The organism is Streptococcus devriesei DSM 19639, assembly GCF_000423725.1.
Classification (GTDB): domain Bacteria; phylum Bacillota; class Bacilli; order Lactobacillales; family Streptococcaceae; genus Streptococcus; species Streptococcus devriesei.
The window spans coordinates 242708-261036 of the sequence record NZ_KE384084.1 but is presented as its reverse complement, the minus strand read 5'-3'; the positions used below and the strand labels follow the sequence as shown (position 1 = coordinate 261036).

At 42.1% G+C, this 18329-nt stretch carries 16 protein-coding genes; 12 read left to right on the top strand and 4 right to left on the bottom strand.

Annotated elements, in window-relative coordinates; all coding sequences use genetic code 11:
* The first annotated feature begins 49 nt into the window (after window positions 1-49).
* From G573_RS0107350 to G573_RS0107330, 5 genes are all read left to right on the top strand, one after another.
* Window positions 50-4294, top strand: coding sequence for a glycoside hydrolase family 70 protein (locus G573_RS0107350; protein WP_027976114.1), 4245 nt, complete (start codon window positions 50-52; stop codon window positions 4292-4294).
* A gap of 240 nt (window positions 4295-4534) precedes the next feature.
* Window positions 4535-5287: an ABC transporter ATP-binding protein gene (locus G573_RS0107345; protein ID WP_027976113.1), complete on the top strand. Its 753-nt coding sequence runs from the start codon at window positions 4535-4537 to the stop codon at window positions 5285-5287.
* A gap of 1 nt (window position 5288) precedes the next feature.
* Complete coding sequence (locus G573_RS0107340) at window positions 5289-7292, top strand: ABC transporter permease (protein WP_027976112.1); 2004 nt, start codon at window positions 5289-5291, stop codon at window positions 7290-7292.
* A gap of 43 nt (window positions 7293-7335) precedes the next feature.
* Window positions 7336-8010, top strand: a complete 675-nt coding sequence (locus G573_RS0107335; RefSeq protein ID WP_027976111.1) for a response regulator transcription factor — start codon at window positions 7336-7338, stop codon at window positions 8008-8010.
* The gene (locus G573_RS0107330; protein ID WP_027976110.1) at window positions 8007-8957 is read left to right on the top strand and encodes a sensor histidine kinase; all 951 of its coding nucleotides are present in this window, start codon (window positions 8007-8009) and stop codon (window positions 8955-8957) included. The genes G573_RS0107335 and G573_RS0107330 overlap by 4 nt, the downstream gene beginning before the upstream one ends.
* 137 nt (window positions 8958-9094) lie before the next feature.
* On the opposite strand, the gene citC is transcribed toward G573_RS0107330, so the two are convergent.
* Complete coding sequence (gene citC, locus G573_RS0107325; RefSeq protein WP_027976109.1) at window positions 9095-10141, bottom strand: [citrate (pro-3S)-lyase] ligase; 1047 nt, start codon at window positions 10139-10141, stop codon at window positions 9095-9097.
* A 208-nt stretch (window positions 10142-10349) separates the two neighbouring features.
* Between citC and G573_RS0107320 the strand changes: the two genes are divergently transcribed.
* Window positions 10350-11438, top strand: coding sequence for an AbrB family transcriptional regulator (locus tag G573_RS0107320; RefSeq protein ID WP_027976108.1), 1089 nt, complete (start codon window positions 10350-10352; stop codon window positions 11436-11438).
* A 121-nt stretch (window positions 11439-11559) separates the two neighbouring features.
* On the opposite strand, the gene citG is transcribed toward G573_RS0107320, so the two are convergent.
* From citG to G573_RS0107305, 3 genes are all read right to left on the bottom strand, one after another.
* On the bottom strand, window positions 11560-12450 hold the full coding sequence (gene citG, locus G573_RS0107315) for a triphosphoribosyl-dephospho-CoA synthase CitG (RefSeq protein WP_027976107.1): 891 nt from the start codon (window positions 12448-12450) through the stop codon (window positions 11560-11562).
* Window positions 12437-13138 carry a GntR family transcriptional regulator gene (locus tag G573_RS0107310; protein WP_027976106.1) on the bottom strand — a complete coding sequence of 234 codons (702 nt, stop codon included), beginning with the start codon at window positions 13136-13138 and terminating at the stop codon, window positions 12437-12439. Before G573_RS0107310 ends, citG begins: the two co-directional genes overlap by 14 nt.
* Window positions 13139-13314: 176 nt before the next feature.
* Window positions 13315-14718 (bottom strand): CitMHS family transporter, encoded by a 1404-nt coding sequence (locus G573_RS0107305; protein WP_027976105.1) that lies wholly within the window; start codon window positions 14716-14718, stop codon window positions 13315-13317.
* A 281-nt stretch (window positions 14719-14999) separates the two neighbouring features.
* Between G573_RS0107305 and G573_RS0107300 the strand changes: the two genes are divergently transcribed.
* The 6 genes from G573_RS0107300 (at window position 15000) to citE (ending at window position 18329) form a co-directional block, all read left to right on the top strand.
* The gene (locus G573_RS0107300; protein ID WP_027976104.1) at window positions 15000-15329 is read left to right on the top strand and encodes a hypothetical protein; all 330 of its coding nucleotides are present in this window, start codon (window positions 15000-15002) and stop codon (window positions 15327-15329) included.
* An 18-nt stretch (window positions 15330-15347) separates the two neighbouring features.
* Window positions 15348-15743 carry an acetyl-CoA carboxylase biotin carboxyl carrier protein subunit gene (locus G573_RS0107295; RefSeq protein WP_027976103.1) on the top strand — a complete coding sequence of 132 codons (396 nt, stop codon included), beginning with the start codon at window positions 15348-15350 and terminating at the stop codon, window positions 15741-15743.
* A gap of 29 nt (window positions 15744-15772) precedes the next feature.
* Entirely contained in the window at window positions 15773-16894 is a 1122-nt protein-coding gene (locus G573_RS0107290) for a sodium ion-translocating decarboxylase subunit beta (RefSeq protein ID WP_027976102.1), read from the top strand.
* Window positions 16895-16924: 30 nt separating this feature from the next.
* Window positions 16925-17053, top strand: a complete 129-nt coding sequence (locus G573_RS11710) for an OadG-related small transporter subunit (protein ID WP_027976101.1) — start codon at window positions 16925-16927, stop codon at window positions 17051-17053.
* Between the two features lie 92 nt (window positions 17054-17145).
* Window positions 17146-17454 carry a citrate lyase acyl carrier protein gene (gene citD, locus G573_RS0107280; RefSeq protein ID WP_027976100.1) on the top strand — a complete coding sequence of 103 codons (309 nt, stop codon included), beginning with the start codon at window positions 17146-17148 and terminating at the stop codon, window positions 17452-17454.
* A complete protein-coding gene (citE, locus tag G573_RS0107275; protein WP_027976099.1) occupies window positions 17442-18329 on the top strand; it encodes a citrate (pro-3S)-lyase subunit beta in 888 nt (295 codons plus the stop codon). The genes citD and citE overlap by 13 nt, the downstream gene beginning before the upstream one ends.

Below are 18329 nucleotides of genomic sequence, written 5' to 3'. Positions count from 1 at the left end.
TACAATAGTGACGTTTTGTGAAAAAACATCTTAATTTGGGAGGTTCCTAATGGACAAAAAAGTGCATTATAAATTGCGCAAAGTGAAAAAAAGATGGGTAACAGTTTCTGTTGCATCTGCTATGATGACTTTAGCTGCGCTGTCAGGCGGGCATATCAAGGCAGATTCGATTGAGGCTGATGTCCCTTCTGAGGATTCAGCTGCCAGTGTTGTTACCACTGAAGAAGAATCTGCTGTAACATCTGTCAATGACGTTACATCTAACCAAGAAGTCACAAGTCCGGCTGCAACAACGGCTGATAATAACTCTGTTACTTCTGCTGAAAATCAAACTAAAGCGGTAAACGCAACAACTCAAGCACAAATAAGTGCTCAAAAAGAACAAAGCTGGACCGCAGTACAGACAAATCCTGCTGCAACAACAGGCAATGCTGTCAGCCGTGCGGCACAAGCAGCAGCTAATTCTGCTGATATCAAAGTTCTTGAAGGCATGGCTAATGTCAAGAAAGTTAATGGTAACTATTACTATTATAATGCTGACGGATCCGTTCAAAAAAACTACACAGTAGTTGTTAACGGAAAAACCTTGTATTTTGATGAAACGGGTGCTTATACCGATACATCAAGTGTCAAGGTTGCTGCAGAATCGTCTTCATCAACCGCTGAAAATTCTTTTGCCAAATACAATCAAGTGTACAGCACTGCAGCTGAAAACTTTGAGCAAATCGATAATTATCTGACTGCAGAATCCTGGTATCGTCCTAAATACATCTTAAAAGACGGCAAGACTTGGACTGAGTCAACAAAAGATGATTTCCGTCCGCTTTTGATGGCTTGGTGGCCGGACAAAGAAGTTCAGCGTCAATATGTTAATTATATGAACAGCCAGCTTGGACTTGACAAGACTTACAGCTCTTCAGCCAATCAGGCAGAGCTGAATATAGCAGCACAAATGGTTCAAGCTAAGATCGAAGAAAAGATTTCTGTCACGCAAAATACAAATTGGCTGCGTGCGACCATCTCTGCTTTTGTGAAGACACAGTCTGCTTGGAACAGCGACAGTGAAAAACCGTTTGATGATCATTTGCAAAATGGTGCTCTGCTTTATGACAATGAAAGCCCATTGACACCTTATGCTGATTCTGCTTACCGTGCTTTGAACCGCACACCGACTAATCAAACCGGACAAAAGGATCCGCGCTATACAGCCGATCCGACTATCGGCGGTTATGAATTCCTGCTGGCTAACGATGTTGATAATTCTAACCCAGTCGTTCAGGCAGAGCAGTTGAACTGGCTGCATTTCCTGATGAACTTTGGTTCTATCTATGCAAATGACCCCGATGCCAATTTTGACTCTATCCGTGTTGATGCCGTGGACAATGTTGATGCTGACTTGCTTCAAATTGCCGGTGACTATTTAAAATATGTCAAGGGGATCAATAAGAGTGATAAAGCTGCTAACGATCATTTATCTATTTTAGAAGCTTGGAGTGATAACGATACTCCTTATCTGCATGATGACGGCGATAACATGATCAACATGGACAATAAGCTTCGTTTGTCTTTCATTTGGTCATTGGCACGGCCTTTAAATGTTCGTTCGGGTCTTGAACCCTTGGTTACCAACAGTTTAGTTGACCGCACGAATGACAGTGCTGAAACAGCTGAGATTCCGTCTTATTCCTTTGTACGTGCACATGACAGTGAAGTACAGGATTTGATTCGTGATATCATCAAGGCTGAAATCAATCCAAATTCATTTGGTTATTCATTCACAGAAGAAGAAATCGAAAAAGCTTTCAAGATTTATAACGATGATCTGAAAGCAACCAATAAGAAATACACTCACTACAATACAGCTCTTTCTTATGCTCTGATTTTGACCAATAAGTCCAGTGTTCCGCGTATTTATTATGGGGATATGTTCACTGATGACGGTCAGTACATGGCTAATAAAACCATTAACTTTGATGCTATCGAAAGTCTCTTGAAGGCTCGTATTAAATACGTTTCCGGCGGCCAAAGCATGAAAGTGAACTACCTTGCTAATACTGACCGTACAAAATGGGATCAAACTGTTCTGACATCTGTTCGCTACGGTAAAGGTGCCATGACTGCATCTGAAACAGGCGATCAATTAACGCGTCAGTCAGGTATCGCTGTTATTGAAGCTAACCAGCCAAGTCTTCGTCTCAATCAGGATGAACGTTTGGTAATCAACATGGGTGCGGCTCATAAGAACCAAGCTTACCGTCCTTTGATTTTGACAACGGACAACGGTGTTGCAACCTATAATACCGACCAAGAAGCAGCAGCACTGGTTCGCTATACCAACGAAAATGGTGAGTTAATCTTTACGGCTAACGACATCAAAGGCTATGCTAATCCTCAAGTATCAGGCTATTTAGCTGTTTGGGTACCGGTAGGTGCAAGTGATAACCAAGATATCCGTGTGGCTCCTAGCGAGACAGCCGCAGCAGACGGCAAGTCTATTCACCAAAATGCCGCTCTTGATTCACGTGTCATGTTTGAAGGTTTCTCAAACTTCCAAGCATTTGCTACAACAAAAGAAGAGTACACCAACGTTGTTATTGCTAAAAATGCAGACAAATTTGCTGAATGGGGAATTACTGATTTTGAGATGGCTCCGCAGTATGTTTCATCTACTGACGGAAGCTTCCTTGATTCTGTTATCCAAAACGGCTACGCATTTACTGACCGTTATGATTTAGGTATTTCAAAAGCTAATAAATACGGTACGGCTGACGACCTTGTCAATGCTATCAAAGCTCTTCACAGCAAGGGAATAAAGGTCATGGCTGACTGGGTGCCGGATCAAATGTACGCTTTCCCTGGAAAAGAAGTTGTTTCAGTAACACGTGTTGACAAATACGGCAATCCTGTTTCAGGATCTCAAATCAAAGAAAGCCTTTATGTAGTTGACAGCAAGAGTTCAGGAAATGACCAGCAGGCTAAATACGGCGGTGAATTTTTAGATGAACTTCAGGCTAAGTATCCTGAATTGTTTACCAGAAAACAAATTTCAACCGGTCTGCCAATGGATCCGTCTGTGAAGATTAAACAATGGTCTGCTAAGTACTTCAACGGTACCAATATTCTTGGCCGCGGTGCCGGTTATGTCTTGAAAGATCAAGCAACCAATACTTACTTTAACCTTTCTAAAGATAACGTCTTCCTGCCAAAACAATTGCTGAATCAAGACAGCCAAAGCGGTTTCGTTTACGATGGCAAGGGCTATATCTATTATTCAACCAGCGGCAATCAAGCCAAAGCTACCTTTATCAGCGAAGGCGATAAATGGTATTACTTCGATGCTGATGGCTACATGGTAACTGGTGTTCAGGTTATTGACGGTGACAATTATTACTTCCTGCCAAACGGTGTGCAGTTAAGAGATGCTATCTATGACAATGGCAACCATGTCCTGTCTTATTACGGCAACGACGGAAAACGTTATGAAAATGGCTACCATCTCTTTGGTCAGCAATGGCGCTATTTCAAAGACGGTGTCATGGCGGTCGGATTGACCAGCGTTAATGGCTCTGTGCAATACTACGATGCTTCCGGATTCCAAGTTAAGGGTGCTTTTGTCACAACGAAAGACGGCAAACTCAGATACTTTGACCAAAACTCTGGTGATCAAATTACCAACCGCTTCGTCAGAAACGCACAAGGTCAATGGTTCTACTTTGATGCCAACGGTGCTGCCGTAACAGGTGCCAGAACAATTAACGGTCAGCATCTCTACTTCAAAGCTAACGGCGTTCAGGCCAAAGGTGAATTCATCACTGACCGCTACGGCCGCTTGAGTTACTATGATGCTGATTCAGGTGATCGAATTACTAATCGTTTTGTCCGCAATGCTCAAGGCCAATGGTTCTACTTTGATGCTAACGGTGTTGCTGTAACAGGTGCCAGAACGATTAACGGTCAGCATCTCTACTTCAAAGCCAACGGCGTTCAGGCTAAGGGTGAATTCATCACTGACCGCTACGGCCGCTTGAGTTACTATGATGCTGATTCAGGTGATCAAATCCGCAACCGTTACGTGAGGACCTCTGACGGCAGACTGTATTATTTCGATTATAACGGCTATGCTGTAACGGGCTGGAATACGATTAACGGCCGCAGACTCTATTTTGATGGCAGTTATCAATACCGTCACGGCGGCTATTCACAGCGTCATAACTCTTACCGTTATCAATATCGTATCAACCGGGGCTTCAATTCCTTTGGTAACCTCTATCATTTCTTTTATCGTTTCTTTTAAGAAATAGGACTATTATCAAACAGCTCAGGCTAACCTTACAATTATGTAAGATTAAGACATCCAAGTGTAAGGCTTGGATGTCTTTTTTGGTATAGAATAAAGGTATCCAAAAGGAAGTCACCTTCCAAATGAATGAATACGCTTTGAAAATTAAAATGATAGGTCGCTGATTTCAATTTGCTGTACTTGTCTCTTTTTGATTTTCTTTGAGTATAGGGTATAATGAAAAAAGGAGACATTATGTTTTTAGAAATTAATCATTTAGAAAAAGTCTTCCGCACGCGCTTTTCAAAAGAAGAAACACGCGCCCTGCAGGATGTCGATTTTAAAGTTGATAATGGTGAATTTATTGCCATCATGGGAGAGTCCGGGTCAGGCAAGACCACCTTGCTGAATATCTTGGCCACTCTGGAGAAGCCGACAAACGGAACGGTTATTTTAAACGGCAAAGACATCACCAAGATTAAAGAAGGAGAACTAGCTGGTTTTCGTCTGAAAAACCTTGGCTTTGTCTTTCAAGAATTTAATCTGCTGGATACACTCTCTGTCAAAGACAATATCTTTTTGCCGCTGGTTCTGGACCGCAAGAGCTATAAAGAAATGGAAACGCGCCTGCAGCGCATTGCGTCAAAGCTGAGAATTCAGGACTTATTAGAAAAGCGGCCGTTTGAGCTCTCCGGCGGGCAAAAGCAGCGCGTTGCCATCGCCCGCAGTTTAATTACTAATCCTCAGATTCTTTTGGCAGACGAGCCGACAGCAGCTCTTGACTACCGTAATTCAGAAGATCTGCTGAATTTGTTTGAGACTATTAACGCTGACGGTCAGACCGTTTTGATGGTGACCCACTCGGCCAATGCAGCCAGCCATGCAAAACGAGTTCTTTTTATCAAGGATGGGCGGATTTTTCATCAGATTTATAAGGGAAATAAGGACAATCAGGAATTCAGCAAAGATATCTCACTGACTATGTCAGCTCTTTTAGGAGGTGAGTAAGATGTTTTATGTTAAATTAGCTCTCAATAATATCAAACAGTCCTTCAAGCATTTTGCCCCTTTCTTTCTCGTCAGTGTCACAACCTTTTTATTCAGCGGTATCACACTGTTAATCATGCTGAGTCCGGCTGCTAAAAGCATGGGGACTGGTACGACTGCCTTAGGATTGGCTAACACTGTTCTGAGTATTTTTGCTGCCATCATGTGTCTCTACAGTTACAATTTCCTGTTAAAGCAGCGCAATCAGGAATTTGGGCTTTATAACATTCTGGGCATGAACAAAAAGCAGATTATCTGGCTGTCTTCCATAGAACTAACTATCATTTATCTGGTGACTATGGTTCTGGGAGTTATTTTAAGTTTGGTCTTTGCTAACTTTTTTAACCTGATCTTTATTAACTTAGTGCATTATGACCAGCTGAATTTTTCTGTTAATCCAAAGGCTTTTACGATAAATATTCTCTTATTTGCAGCTATCTTTGTTTTGCTTGAAGTTGTCAGTGCCATTAGAATCTACCGTTCATCGGCACTCAACCTGTTCAGCAATCAAAGCCAAGGAGAGCGCGAGCCTAAGGGCAATATTATTTTAGCTTTTATTGGTATCTTAGCCCTTGGCTATGGTTACTATTTATCAGTTTCTTCAGTAAATCTGAGTGCTCTTACAGGAATTGTGCGTTTTTTCAAAGCTATCTTAGCGGTTATTTTGGGAACCTATTTATTTTATATCAGTTTCATCACATGGTATTTGAAATTTCGTCGAAAAAGCAAACGCTATTTTTACAAACCTGAGCATTTTGTCACCACTTCACAGATGATTTTCCGCATGAAACAAAATGCTGTCGGGCTGGCTAACATTACCTTGCTTGCGATCATGGCTTTTGTGACGGTGTTTTCAACAGCTGCCCTTTATACCAGCAACGAAAACCTTGTTCAAATGAGTTATCCTAAGAACACTATGATTGACTTCTATAAAGTTACTAACCGCAAGGAAGTACAGGATCTGGTTAAAACAAAGGCTGTAGAACCTCTTAAAAAAGCAGATAAAAATTTTCATAAGTCCTTTGATCAGTACCAGTCAGTAAGTTTTGCCGTTCCTTACGGTCGGCTTAAAACCTTAAAGGTCAAACCTTCTTTTATTTCTAAGAATCCCTATGAACATATGGATAAGGTCGGTGTTGTAGAAGTTGTCACTCAGGATGATTTCAAAAAAGTGGGCAATAAGGTCAAGCAGCTTGCTGCAGATGAGGTCGCTTTTTATGATTACAACCAGAATAAATCCTTTCAGTTTGATACCGTTAATTGGCTCGGCCAGCATTATAAAAAGGCTGCCTCCGTTAAAAGCATCAAAAACATGAAGATTGCAAATATCGGTATTCCAGCGGGGATTCTCATCGTTTCTGATGACAGCGTAATGGCAGCTATGACTGAAATTTACAATAAATCAGCTGTTTCGCCATCCAATTATTCCTACTCTGCTTATGCCAACCTGTCTAAAAAGGAGCAGCAGGTCTTAATGGATATTTCAAGGAAAAACGGCGGTGCTCTCATCAATCAAAAAAACGGTGCTTTTGCCAATATCTCAACTGCTGAGGATTTTCGTAAAGAAGCTCTGCAAATGACCGGCGGCTTTCTGTTTACAGGTTTCTTGCTAGGGATTGCTTTCTTGCTCGGGGCTGCCTTGATTATTTACTATAAGCAGCTGTCTGAAGGGACTCAGGACAAACGTTCCTATACCATTCTGCAAGAAGTCGGTATGAGTCTAAAACAGGTTAAACAGACCATTAATTCACAGATTATTCTGGTCTTCTTTATGCCTTTGGCTATTGCTATCATGCACTTTATCTTTGCATTGCCGATTTTGAAACAGCTCCTTCTCATATTTGGTGTGCAGGGTGACCGGCTTATCTATACAGTCAGTGCTTTGACGATTTCTGGAATCTTGATCGTATACTTTATCATTTACAAAATTACCAGCAGAACTTATTACAAATTAATCGAAAGATAAGACAAGTGGCGATTTTTCGCCGCTTTTTTGGTAGAATAAAATTATGAAAAAGCAAGGAAAAGTTTATATAGTTGAAGATGATACTACCATCGTCAGCTTGTTGAAAAATCATTTAGGACAGCAGTACCATGTCAAAAGCGTCGATAATTTCAGGGCTATTTTGCAGGAAATCGCTGAGTTTAAACCGGATTTAGTGCTTATGGATATTACCCTGCCTTATTTTAACGGTTTTTATTGGACCACTGAAATCAGAAAACAGCTGCTGACCATGCCGATTATTTTCATTTCCAGCGCCGATGAAGAAATGAATGCCGTCATGGCAATGAATATGGGAGGTGATGACTTTTTGAGCAAGCCGTTTTCGCTCCCCATCCTCGATGCTAAAATCGCGGCTTTTCTGCGCCGGGCCAATGAATTTACCAAGCAGAGCCACAAAATTGCGGACTTTGAGCTGACTTTGGACGGTGTATTTTCCAATACTGAAAGGCAGCAAAAAATTCAGCTGACGCCAACAGAGACCAAGATTCTCTCCTTGCTGATTGATCACAAAGGAGAAGTGGTGACGAAAGAATCCCTTCTCAATCAGCTGTGGGAAGGCGAGGAATTTATCGATCAAAACACGCTCAGCGTCAATATGACCAGACTGCGCAAAAAGGTGCAGACCCTGAATTTTGATAAAATCCATACAGTCAGAGGAGTGGGGTACTTAATCAAATGATTAGATCTTATTTAAAAGAATACAGCCCTTGGTACGCTCTGTACTTAGTGCTTAGCTTAACTTTTTTGCTGACTTTCTCTCTTTATCATCTGCCTCTTGCTTACTTTATCAGCAGTCTCATTTTTAATTTGACCATTCTGGTTATTATCAGTCTGTATTGGTACTGGAAATTCTATCAAAAATTAAAGAGCCTGCACCATTTTATAACTGTTAGGGAGCTGAAAAATTTGAATTATTTACAGGCACCCAGCGACTTGGCCTATAAGGCGGTGATTGAGAAAGTATTGGAAGATCAGCTTGATGACAGACTTTCTTATAAAACGAGGGAAGAAAACCTGCAGCAGCTCATCAAAATGTGGTCTCATCAGATGAAGGTGCCGATTTCGGCAATTTCCTTGATGGCGCAAACGAACCAGCTGAACCAAAGCGAAGTCCAAAGTCAGCTCTTGAGGCTGGAAAATGATTTGGCCCGGCTTTTAAACTATGTCAAATTCAGCCAGAACCAGAGTGATTTTCGTTTTGAAAAATGTCAGGTCCGTGAGATACTTGTTGATTTAATTAAGAAAAATCAGGTTTTCTTTTTGCAGAAAGACATTTCGGTAAGCATCGAAGGTGAATGGGAGCTCAAATCGGATAAAAAATGGCTGAGCTTTGTCTTTTCACAAATTTTGGATAATGCCATCAAGTATAATAAAAAGGGCGGCCGTATCACTATTTCGATTCAAGAAAATCAAGTGCTTATTGAAGATACAGGAATGGGGATTCTAAAGGAAGATATTCCCAGACTTTTTGAGGAAGGTTTTACGGGCTACAATGGGCACGAACATCAAAAAGCGACAGGCTTAGGCCTTTATATGGCCAAAAAAATATTAAACAGCTTAGAGCTGGAGATTGCTGTTGACAGTCAGATTGACCAAGGAACGCAAGTCTGCATCACCAGAAAATGAAATCTGTTCAAGCATTTTTGCGGCTCCTTAAAAAATCAAGTAGAATTTTAGGTAGCTTTTCGTAATCATAAAAAGAGACCAAAAGGCTAACAGTCTTTGTTAAGAATGTGGCTCTTTGGTCTCTTTGTTTATGTTAACTAGTAGTGGATGACATTAGCTTCTTTTTGGATTTTGCGAATAAGCGGCTGAGCTTCAGAGCTCAAAAAATAATTTAGACTGGTTGGAGGCAGGAGTTCTTTTAAAATGTCCATATTTCCTTCTTTGAGAGCCTGCCGGACAGTCGAAGCGCTGATCGGACCGCTCTTATAGGCTTTGCGGGGGATAACCAGACAGTCAATCCCCTGCTTAGGCAGTTCCTCAAGCATAATCTGATTATAAATACCGGTTACCAGACTTGTCGGCTCTTCTCCGACATAGCGCTTTTGGATGCCCAGATGATGAGCGATACGTGTAAAAATAGCCAAGTCAATACGAGCCTGACTTTCAATCACCGCTGCCTGATCTTTTTGGAAATAGCTCGGGAAGGTAGATTTGCTGATAATATAAGGTCCGGTTTCATGGTAGCAAATATTAGGCAGATGAGCAGTTCCTTCTAAAATCAGCTTTTTGCGAATATCAAAAGGAATCAGACTGCTGTCTTCGCTGACCATGAAAAGGTGCAGAACATCATTATCGGCAGCTGCTTTTTCAACTAGATACTGATGTCCCAAGGTGAAAGGATTGGCATTAATCACCAAGGCAGCAGCAGTAGGAGCTTTACGTTCGGGCAGCTGAAGATTTTTGAGATAGCTGTCAAAACCATCTTTTTTATTTTCCATGAAAACAATTTGATTGTCCGCTCTGGCAATCTCATAAAAGCCTAAATCACCAAAGAATTTGGCCGTACAAGGCTTGGTGTAGAGAAAGATGTGGGTGTTGCCGCGATCAAATTGAATGTTGATGAGATGGGTGACGATTTCATTGAGCAGGCCTTCACCTTGATAACGGCTGCTGACACTCAGACAGCGAAGAGTATTGCCAAAGCAGCTGCCTGTCGCAACAACATTGAGATCGCTATCAAACATAGCACAGGTATAATCCAGATTGGTATCTCGGTGAATGCCTTCTTGTTCCAGCAGGGCATCAATTTTTTGCAGGCTGTTTTTATCGGAAGGGTAAATTTTTGAAATCGGATAGGTTGACATGACTTACTCCTTTATAAAATAGGGATTGCTTGTAAGCAAAGAAAAAACATAAAATAAAGCGCTGACATTTCTTCTATTTTAGCACTAACCAAGCATTTTTTAAATACAAAGGGCAATTCTAAAACACTTTTAAACCCTAAATTGACTTTATAAACAATCTTAAATGTGTCATAATAAAAGGGAAGCTTTAGGATAAGAAGGAAAGATTATGATTTTACAAATCACTTTTACGCTTTTAGTAGGCCTTCTGGGCGGCTTAGCTGCCAAAAAACTGCAGGTCCCGGCCCCCTTTATGATTGGCAGCATGGTTGCTGTAGCAGTTGTTTCCATCATTACCGGGGAAATGAAGATGGAAGCGTCCTTAAAAATTTTTGCCCAGATTGTCAGCGGTGCCTATATCGGCCAGCAAGTCTCCAAAAAAGATCTTCTTAATCTTCCTAAACTGGCTGTATCCATCGCCTCTTTGATGCTGCTGTTTACCATCAATATGATACTGATAGGCTTTGTCTTTATTTGGTTTTTTAAAATGGATGCCGTGACAGCCTTTTTATCCTGTCTGCCCGGCGGGATTGTCGATGTGTCTCTTATGAGTATAGATATGGGAGCGCAGTCGGATATTGTCGCGACCTTGCAGTCGGCTCGGCTGGTGGGGATTCTCATTATTTTGCCTATGTGGGTTGCCTTTATCACGAAACGCTTTGCTCCTGATGATCAAAAAAATGAGACTCTTCTTTCTTCCTCAGATATGGTAAAAGATGATATGTCCGAGGAAGCATCCGAAAATAAGCGGTCTTTAAAAGACGAGTGGCTGAATAACGCTTTGATTTTAGCGGTTGCCAGTGTCGGCGGTTTAATTGGACTGTGGCTGGATATTCCGGTCGGTGCTTTGATTTTTTCTCTTATTTTTTCCAGCATTTTAAAGATTAGCAAAAACACCGTTCAGCTCACAAAAGCTATCCGCTATGTCGCGCAGGTTTGTGCCGGTTCGCTGATCGGGATTAATTTCACACAGAAAAGTCTGATGGAGTTGGTTCATTTAATCATACCCATCATTTTACTGCTGACAAGCTATTTGCTGATCAATGCCTTCTTTGGTTTTGTTATGTACAAGAGAGGTATTTTAGATTTGCAGTCTGCCCTGTTCGCCTCATCGCCAGCCGGTGCAACAGACATTTCTCTTCTTGCCGGAGAATTAGGCGGTGACATGCCTAAAATTGCAGGTATTCAAATCAGCCGAACACTTTATACCGTTATTGTCATGCCTATCTTAGTAAGGTTTATCGTCCATTTTCTGTAGTGGAAAAAAGAGCAAAAGTAAAATAGATAATAGTTAACATGCTGAGGTTTTCACCCCAGCATGTTTGTTATAATTACAGCTGATAAGGAAGACTGTTAAAGACTGGGCTCGTCTTAACAGCTTAGAGAATCTTCTCTAAAAAGGCAAAGTAGAAAGTCAAAGACAGCAGATCAGCTGCCCCTCCGGGGCTTAGCTGCCGCTCGATCAGCTTTTGGTTGTAAACAGCCATCTGGCTGACCAAATCTTTAGAAGAGGTACTTTCTAAGAGAAGTTTAGATTCCTTTTTGACCTCTTTCCAAGCTCTGATTCCGCCGCGGTGAATGAGATTGCCGTCCTCAACGAATGACATAAGATAGAGCAATAGCTGCAGCTGTACAGTATTCTTGTCTGTTTCTTTTGATAGTTTCTGTCTTAAAAACGGCAGGGCTTTTTGAGTAAGCGACGCATAACCGCTGGCGGCTTCTCCGCGAGGACCCTTGATGCCATGTTCAAGAAAGAGGCGCTCGCCATGCGTTAATTCAGTTTTCTTTTCTAAATGGCTTAGATCCTCTACAAGCAGCTGTTTGGTCATATCAGCGGCTAAAGAGCAGACAGCCTGACTGTCAGCAGGGCTGAAATGAGTCTTTTCCTGCAGTAAGTCCGGATGTTCAGCCAAATAAGCGCCTGTCGCGCCAAGCAGCAGAGCAAAAGAAAAATTAACGCCTTTATGGGTATTGATCCCTAAAGTAGCAGCAAACATAGCTGACTCAGCCTTAAGCCCTAAAGTCCTGAGACGGTGAAAGAGCTGTTCGGGCTGTTCGTTCCGGTAGGTCCAGCCCGTCTGAATGTAGAGACGGAAAAAAGGATACAGTGCTATTATACTGTCCGTGAAGGTATAGAAGTCCATATCATCATGGGCGCCCGTATCATGGCGATCTACCAATCCGGGTTTGGGTGTCAGAGCCAGTTCATACAAGAGAGCCTTTACAGCCAAACTGCTGAAATGCGCCAGCTTTTCGTTAATGGTGTCCATCTTGCCGGCTCTCCATTTGCTGCAGAATAAATTCCAGAGAGGAATTTAGGTGTTCATGGGTAATCAGGGTGATTTGTTCAATATCTCTGTTACGCATGCCGCGGTAGATAATCCAGTGCTCTTTTAAAGCACGTTTACGTCTCTCTACAGAGCCAATGGAGATTTCCCTGAAGTATCTGAGATAAGTCTGCAGCTCCGTCACAATCTCTCTCAGGCGCAGCATCTGACTTTTACGGTAGATAAGGTCGTTAAACTGGTTAAAGTTGTCCAGAATGGTTTCGATATCACCATCATCAATAAACCCTTCACAGTCAGTCAGGATCTTTTTCATCTCTGCAAAATCTTTTTCGTTCATCAGATACATGGCCTTGGTTGCGGCTAGGGTATCCAAAGCCTTGCGGATATCAAAAATCTCGATAGCATCTTTTAAACTAATGCCGCGCACAATAATCCCGCGTTTGGGAATATGCTCGACTAATTTTTCTTCCTGCAAAACCCCCAGTGCATAGCGAATCGGTGTCCGGCTGATATTGAGTGCTGTTGCCAGTTCTTTTTCATTGATGCGGGAACCGGCAGGAATTTCACTTAAGATAATCGTTTTTCGCAAGGCCTCATAAAAAGCGATTTTCAAAGGAACGTTCTGTGATAAATCTAAATTCTTTTTCACAGCATTTACAACTGAATTCATGAATTCTCCTCATGTTTTTAATCTTACTCTTACTGTTATTATACCGAAAATAGTCAGCTTTTTCCAAATTATTTATAAAAAAGGACTTGGGCAAAGCTGCTCCAAGTCCTTCATTAAGAGAATCGGCGGCTGCAAATAAGCTGCGATTTTTCTATTTTCAAAAGATAGATTGAATTTTATTGCGGAATGTAGAATGGCAGACGTCCGACAAGCAGGATCGTTACAATGAAGATGACGAACACTACCAAGGCATATTTAGCGGATTCTCTTTGCCATTCGCCCATATCCAAACCTGTCAAGCGAAGCAGCAGGTAGATGAAGGCAACCAGCGGGCTCAATAAGTGGAAAGCTTGTCCCATCAGGGAAGCTAAGGCCATGGCCATATTGTCAAATCCGTATTTGGCACCAGCTTCTGCCAAGACTGGCATGATACCGTAGTAGAAGCCGTCGTTTGATAGGAAGAAGGTACCTGGTGCAGAGATAAGGGCAATAACCACACCCCAGAAACCAGCCAATTGTTTTGGAATAATTGTTGTAAAGCTTTGAGCAAGAGCGCCGGCCATACCGGAACCTTGGAAGAGTCCCATGAAGATACCAGCAGCAAATACCAAGATAACAACTTGTACGGCATCGCCGCCGTTTTCCCCGATACGTTTTGATTGATCTTTCAGTTTAGGATAGTTGACCATCAAGGCGATACAAGTACCGACTGCAAAGAGGAAGAGCGATGGCATTTCAATAGCCGGGATAAAGGATCCAGCGACCAGCCAAGCAATCAAGATAATCGTCAAAATACCATTGAAAGCAAAGTTTTGAGGACGGCGGATAGCCATTGTGTCAGGATCATTAGTTTCAATTAAGGCTGAGATTTCAGCATCTGACAGTTCTGTAACTCCTAAGCGTTTGCGTTCTTTTTTACCCATGCTTCTGGCAACAAAGAAGATAACATAAAGAAGTGACAAAATCATACCCGGTGCAAGATAACCAAGGATTTCAGATCCGACATTCAAAACAGACATGGCACGGGCTGTAGGGCCGCCCCAAGGAAGCAAGTTCATGATAGTGTTTTGCAGGATAATCAAAACACCCAGATTCATGATCCTCATGTTAAGTTTTTTGTAGATAGGAAGAAAGGCCGAACAGCAAATAAGAGTGGTCGTTGTTCCGTCACCGTTTAGAGAAACAGCAGCTGCAACAACAGCAGTAGCCATCAGCACTCTCATTGGGTCGCCTTTAGCAAAGCGGATCATTTTTTCCGTGATAGGATCAAAGAGGCCTGCATCCAGCATCAGTGAGAAATACAAGATGGCAAACAGCAGCATGATCCCAGTGTTAGCTGTATTGCTGATTCCGTAAAGAATCATAGGACCAATAGCTGTCAGGTTGTTTGCTATTTTATCGTCTCCTAGGAATTCAACAAAACTTTGGTCAGCTTTAAAGTCTGCGACTCCTGTCAAGATAACAATAATAGTAGCTACCAGAGGAACTATTACCAATGCCGTGAAAGGCGACATTTTCTTCTTCATGACAACATACATGAAGACGATAATCATAGCATACGCTAAAATTGTTAATAACATAAGTTATCTCTCCTTTTTAATCTTTCTTATTTAAATCCAATGAAAAACAAAGAATTCAAATAGGAAGCAAGATTTTTTGTACAAGACTAGTATAAATGAAAGCGCTTAAAAAAGGAATAGGCTTTCTTAAGAAGAACACAAAAAAAACATTTTGAAAGGGCTTTAAAAAAGAACACAAAAAAGCCATGAAAATTTTCAAATCCAGTATATAATAGGCTTAGAAGCATTGATTCGGCAAAGATTTTTTGCCTGCTGCCCAGATAAACAGAAAGGAGAAACAGATGGGTCTTTTTACGCGGTTGTTTCATAAATCACAGGAACCTGTTGAAAAAGTTAATGATAATAAGTCTGAAAATAATTTGAATTCTTTTCAGGCTGAATGGGAACCTATTCCTGCTTTTATACCAGCCGATAAATCTGATTATCAGCTGGTCAGTGTTATCGCGACAGCCATTGCAGCCGGTGATTATCCTGACAGTCAATTTGCTGTTAAAAAGATTTTACAGCGCAATCCCGAAGCTTTAAAGGTTTCATTGATTGCAGCCAGTATCGCAGCTGGAGAGTCTTCGGACTGCCGGTTAGCTGTTAAAAATATTTATCAAAAGAAATAAAAAAGGAGGCATTTATTAATGTTACGTAAATTTAAAATCTCAGTAGACGGCAAAGAGTACCTGGTTGAAATGGAAGAAATCGGCGGTACACCGGCTCCGGTTCAAGCAGCGCCTGCGGCTCCTGCACCTGTTCAGGAAGCACCAAAAGAAGAAGTACAGGCACAGCCTAGTCCAGCTCCAGCAGCGGCTGCACCTGCCAGTGCTGATGCTATGCCGGCTCCAATGCCCGGAACCATTCTGAAGATTCTTGTTAATGTCGGTGATGCAGTTGCTGAAAATCAGCCATTGATGATTTTGGAAGCCATGAAGATGGAAAACGAAATTGTAGCCGGTTCAGCCGGTACCGTTTCAGCTATTCATGTGACACCGGGTCAAGTTGTCAATGCCGGTGATGGCTTAATCACAATCGCTTAAAACAATTTATATTAGAAGGAAGTGAGTTTGTGGAAACTTTAATTTCAGGAATTACATCCATTACACTTCCCCAGGTTATTATGATGCTCATTGGAGCTATTCTGATGTATTTGGGGATTAAAAAGGAATACGAGCCGACACTTTTAGTGCCTATGGGGCTTGGGACGCTCTTGGTAAATTTCCCCGGTACAGGGGTTCTGACTCAGGTCGTCAACGGCGTCAAACAAGAAGGGGTCTTTGATATTCTCTTTAAATTTGGGATTAATACAGAGCTGTTCCCCTTGCTGATATTCATCGGTATCGGTGCTATGATTGACTTTGGTCCTTTGCTGCAAAATCCTTTCATGCTGCTCTTTGGAGCGGCAGCCCAATTCGGGATTTTCTTCGTTGTCGTTGTAGCTGTTATGGCTGGTTTTGATATCAAAGAAGCGGCTTCAATCGGTATCATCGGTGCAGCAGACGGTCCGACATCCATTTTCGTTGCCAATCAGCTGGCTCCTAAATTGTTAGGGCCGATAACCGTCGCAGCCTATTCCTACATGGCTTTGGTGCCTATCATTCAGCCATTTGCCATCAAGCTGGTAACAACTAAAAAAGAACGTCAGATTCGCATGACCTACAAGGCAGAGAGCGTTTCAAAACTGACGAAAATCCTGTTCCCTATCCTTATCACGATCGTTGCCGGATTTATCGCACCTATTTCCCTTCCTCTGGTCGGGTTCTTGATGTTCGGAAATCTCTTGCGTGAATGCGGCGTGCTGGACAGGCTGTCACAGACTGCGCAAAACGAGTTGGTCAACATTGTCAGCATTTTGCTGGGATTGACCATTTCAGTGAAGATGCAGGCTGATTTGTTCCTGAATGTGCAAACCCTGCTCATCATCTTGTTTGGTCTGGTTGCTTTCATCATGGACTCTATTGGCGGTGTTATCTTTGCCAAAATCTTGAATATCTTCCGTCACAAAAAGATCAATCCAATGATTGGTGCAGCCGGAATCTCAGCCTTTCCAATGTCCAGCCGGGTTATCCAAAAGATGGCAACAGACGAAGATCCTCAAAACTTCGTTCTGATGTATGCAGTAGGAGCCAACGTTTCAGGACAGATTGCTTCTGTAATTGCCGGCGGTTTGCTGCTGTCATTCTTTAGCTAACAGCCCTAATGAGAAGAGAGGTAATGATATATGAATATGGAACATTTGCTTCAAGCCTTTGAGTTAATGGGCTTGGGAATGGCTGGTATCTTTATTGTTTTGGGGATTTTGTACATTGCTGCAGAAGCTCTTATAAAGATATTCCCAGTTGACAAATAAGGCTAAAAACGTATCAAGCAATCTAATATTATTGCGACACCCGTGAGATTTATCTCACCAGCGCCGCATATCAAATATATGAGGTGAAAATTATGGATATTAAACAAACAGCTGTTGCCGGTTCGCTGGAGTCAAGTGATATCATGGTAACAGTAAACCCTAGCGATGCTGAAGGCATTACTATCCAATTGGAAAGCAGTGTTGAAAAGCAATTTGGCCAACAAATTCGCAAAGTTATTGAAGAAACGCTCAAGCATTTAGATGTGAAAGCAGCAGCAGTTGAAGCAGTTGATAAAGGAGCTTTGGACTGTACTATCCAAGCTCGGACAGTCGCTGCCGTCCACCGCGCAGCTCAAGTAGAAGCTTACAACTGGAAGGAGATTGACTCATGGAACGTTTAAGAAGAACAATGATGTTTGTCCCTGGTGCTAATGCGGCTATGCTGAGAGATGCTCCTTTATATGGAGCTGACTCTATCATGTTTGATTTAGAGGATTCTGTTTCTCTTAAAGAAAAAGATACTTCCAGAGCTTTGGTTCATTTTGCACTTAAGACTTTTGATTACAGCAAGGTAGAAACTGTTGTCCGTGTTAATGGTTTGGATTCCTGTGGGGCTTTGGATATCGAAGCTGTTATCCTTGCCGGTGTTGATGTTATTCGTTTACCAAAAACTGAAACAGCTCAAGACATTGTCGATGTTGAAGCCGTTATTGAAAAGGTTGAACGCGATAATGGCATTGAAATCGGCCGTACAAAGATGATGGCTGCTATTGAATCAGCTCAGGGTGTTTTAAACGCACCAGCCATCGCAAAGGCTTCCGATCGTTTAATTGGTATTGCACTGGGTGCTGAGGACTATGTTACCAATATGAAAACCCGCCGTTATCCTGACGGACAGGAACTGTTCTTTGCCCGCAGCATGATTCTCCACGCCGCGCGTGCGGCCGGTATCGCGGCGGTTGATACCGTTTATTCAGATGTCAATAACCCAGAAGGCTTCCAAAACGAAGTGCGCTTGATCAAGCAGCTGGGATTTGATGGCAAGTCGGTCATCAATCCTCGTCAAATTCCGTTGGTCAACGAAATTTACTCACCAACTGAAAAAGAAATTCAAAACGCTAAAGAAGTCGTTTGGGCAATTCGCGATGCCGAAAGCAAAGGTTCGGGCGTTATCTCGCTCAAAGGTAAGATGGTTGACAAACCAATCGTTGAGCGTGCAGAACGTGTTATTGCTTTAGCAAAAGCTGCTGGCTTACTTACTGAGGAGGATATTTAA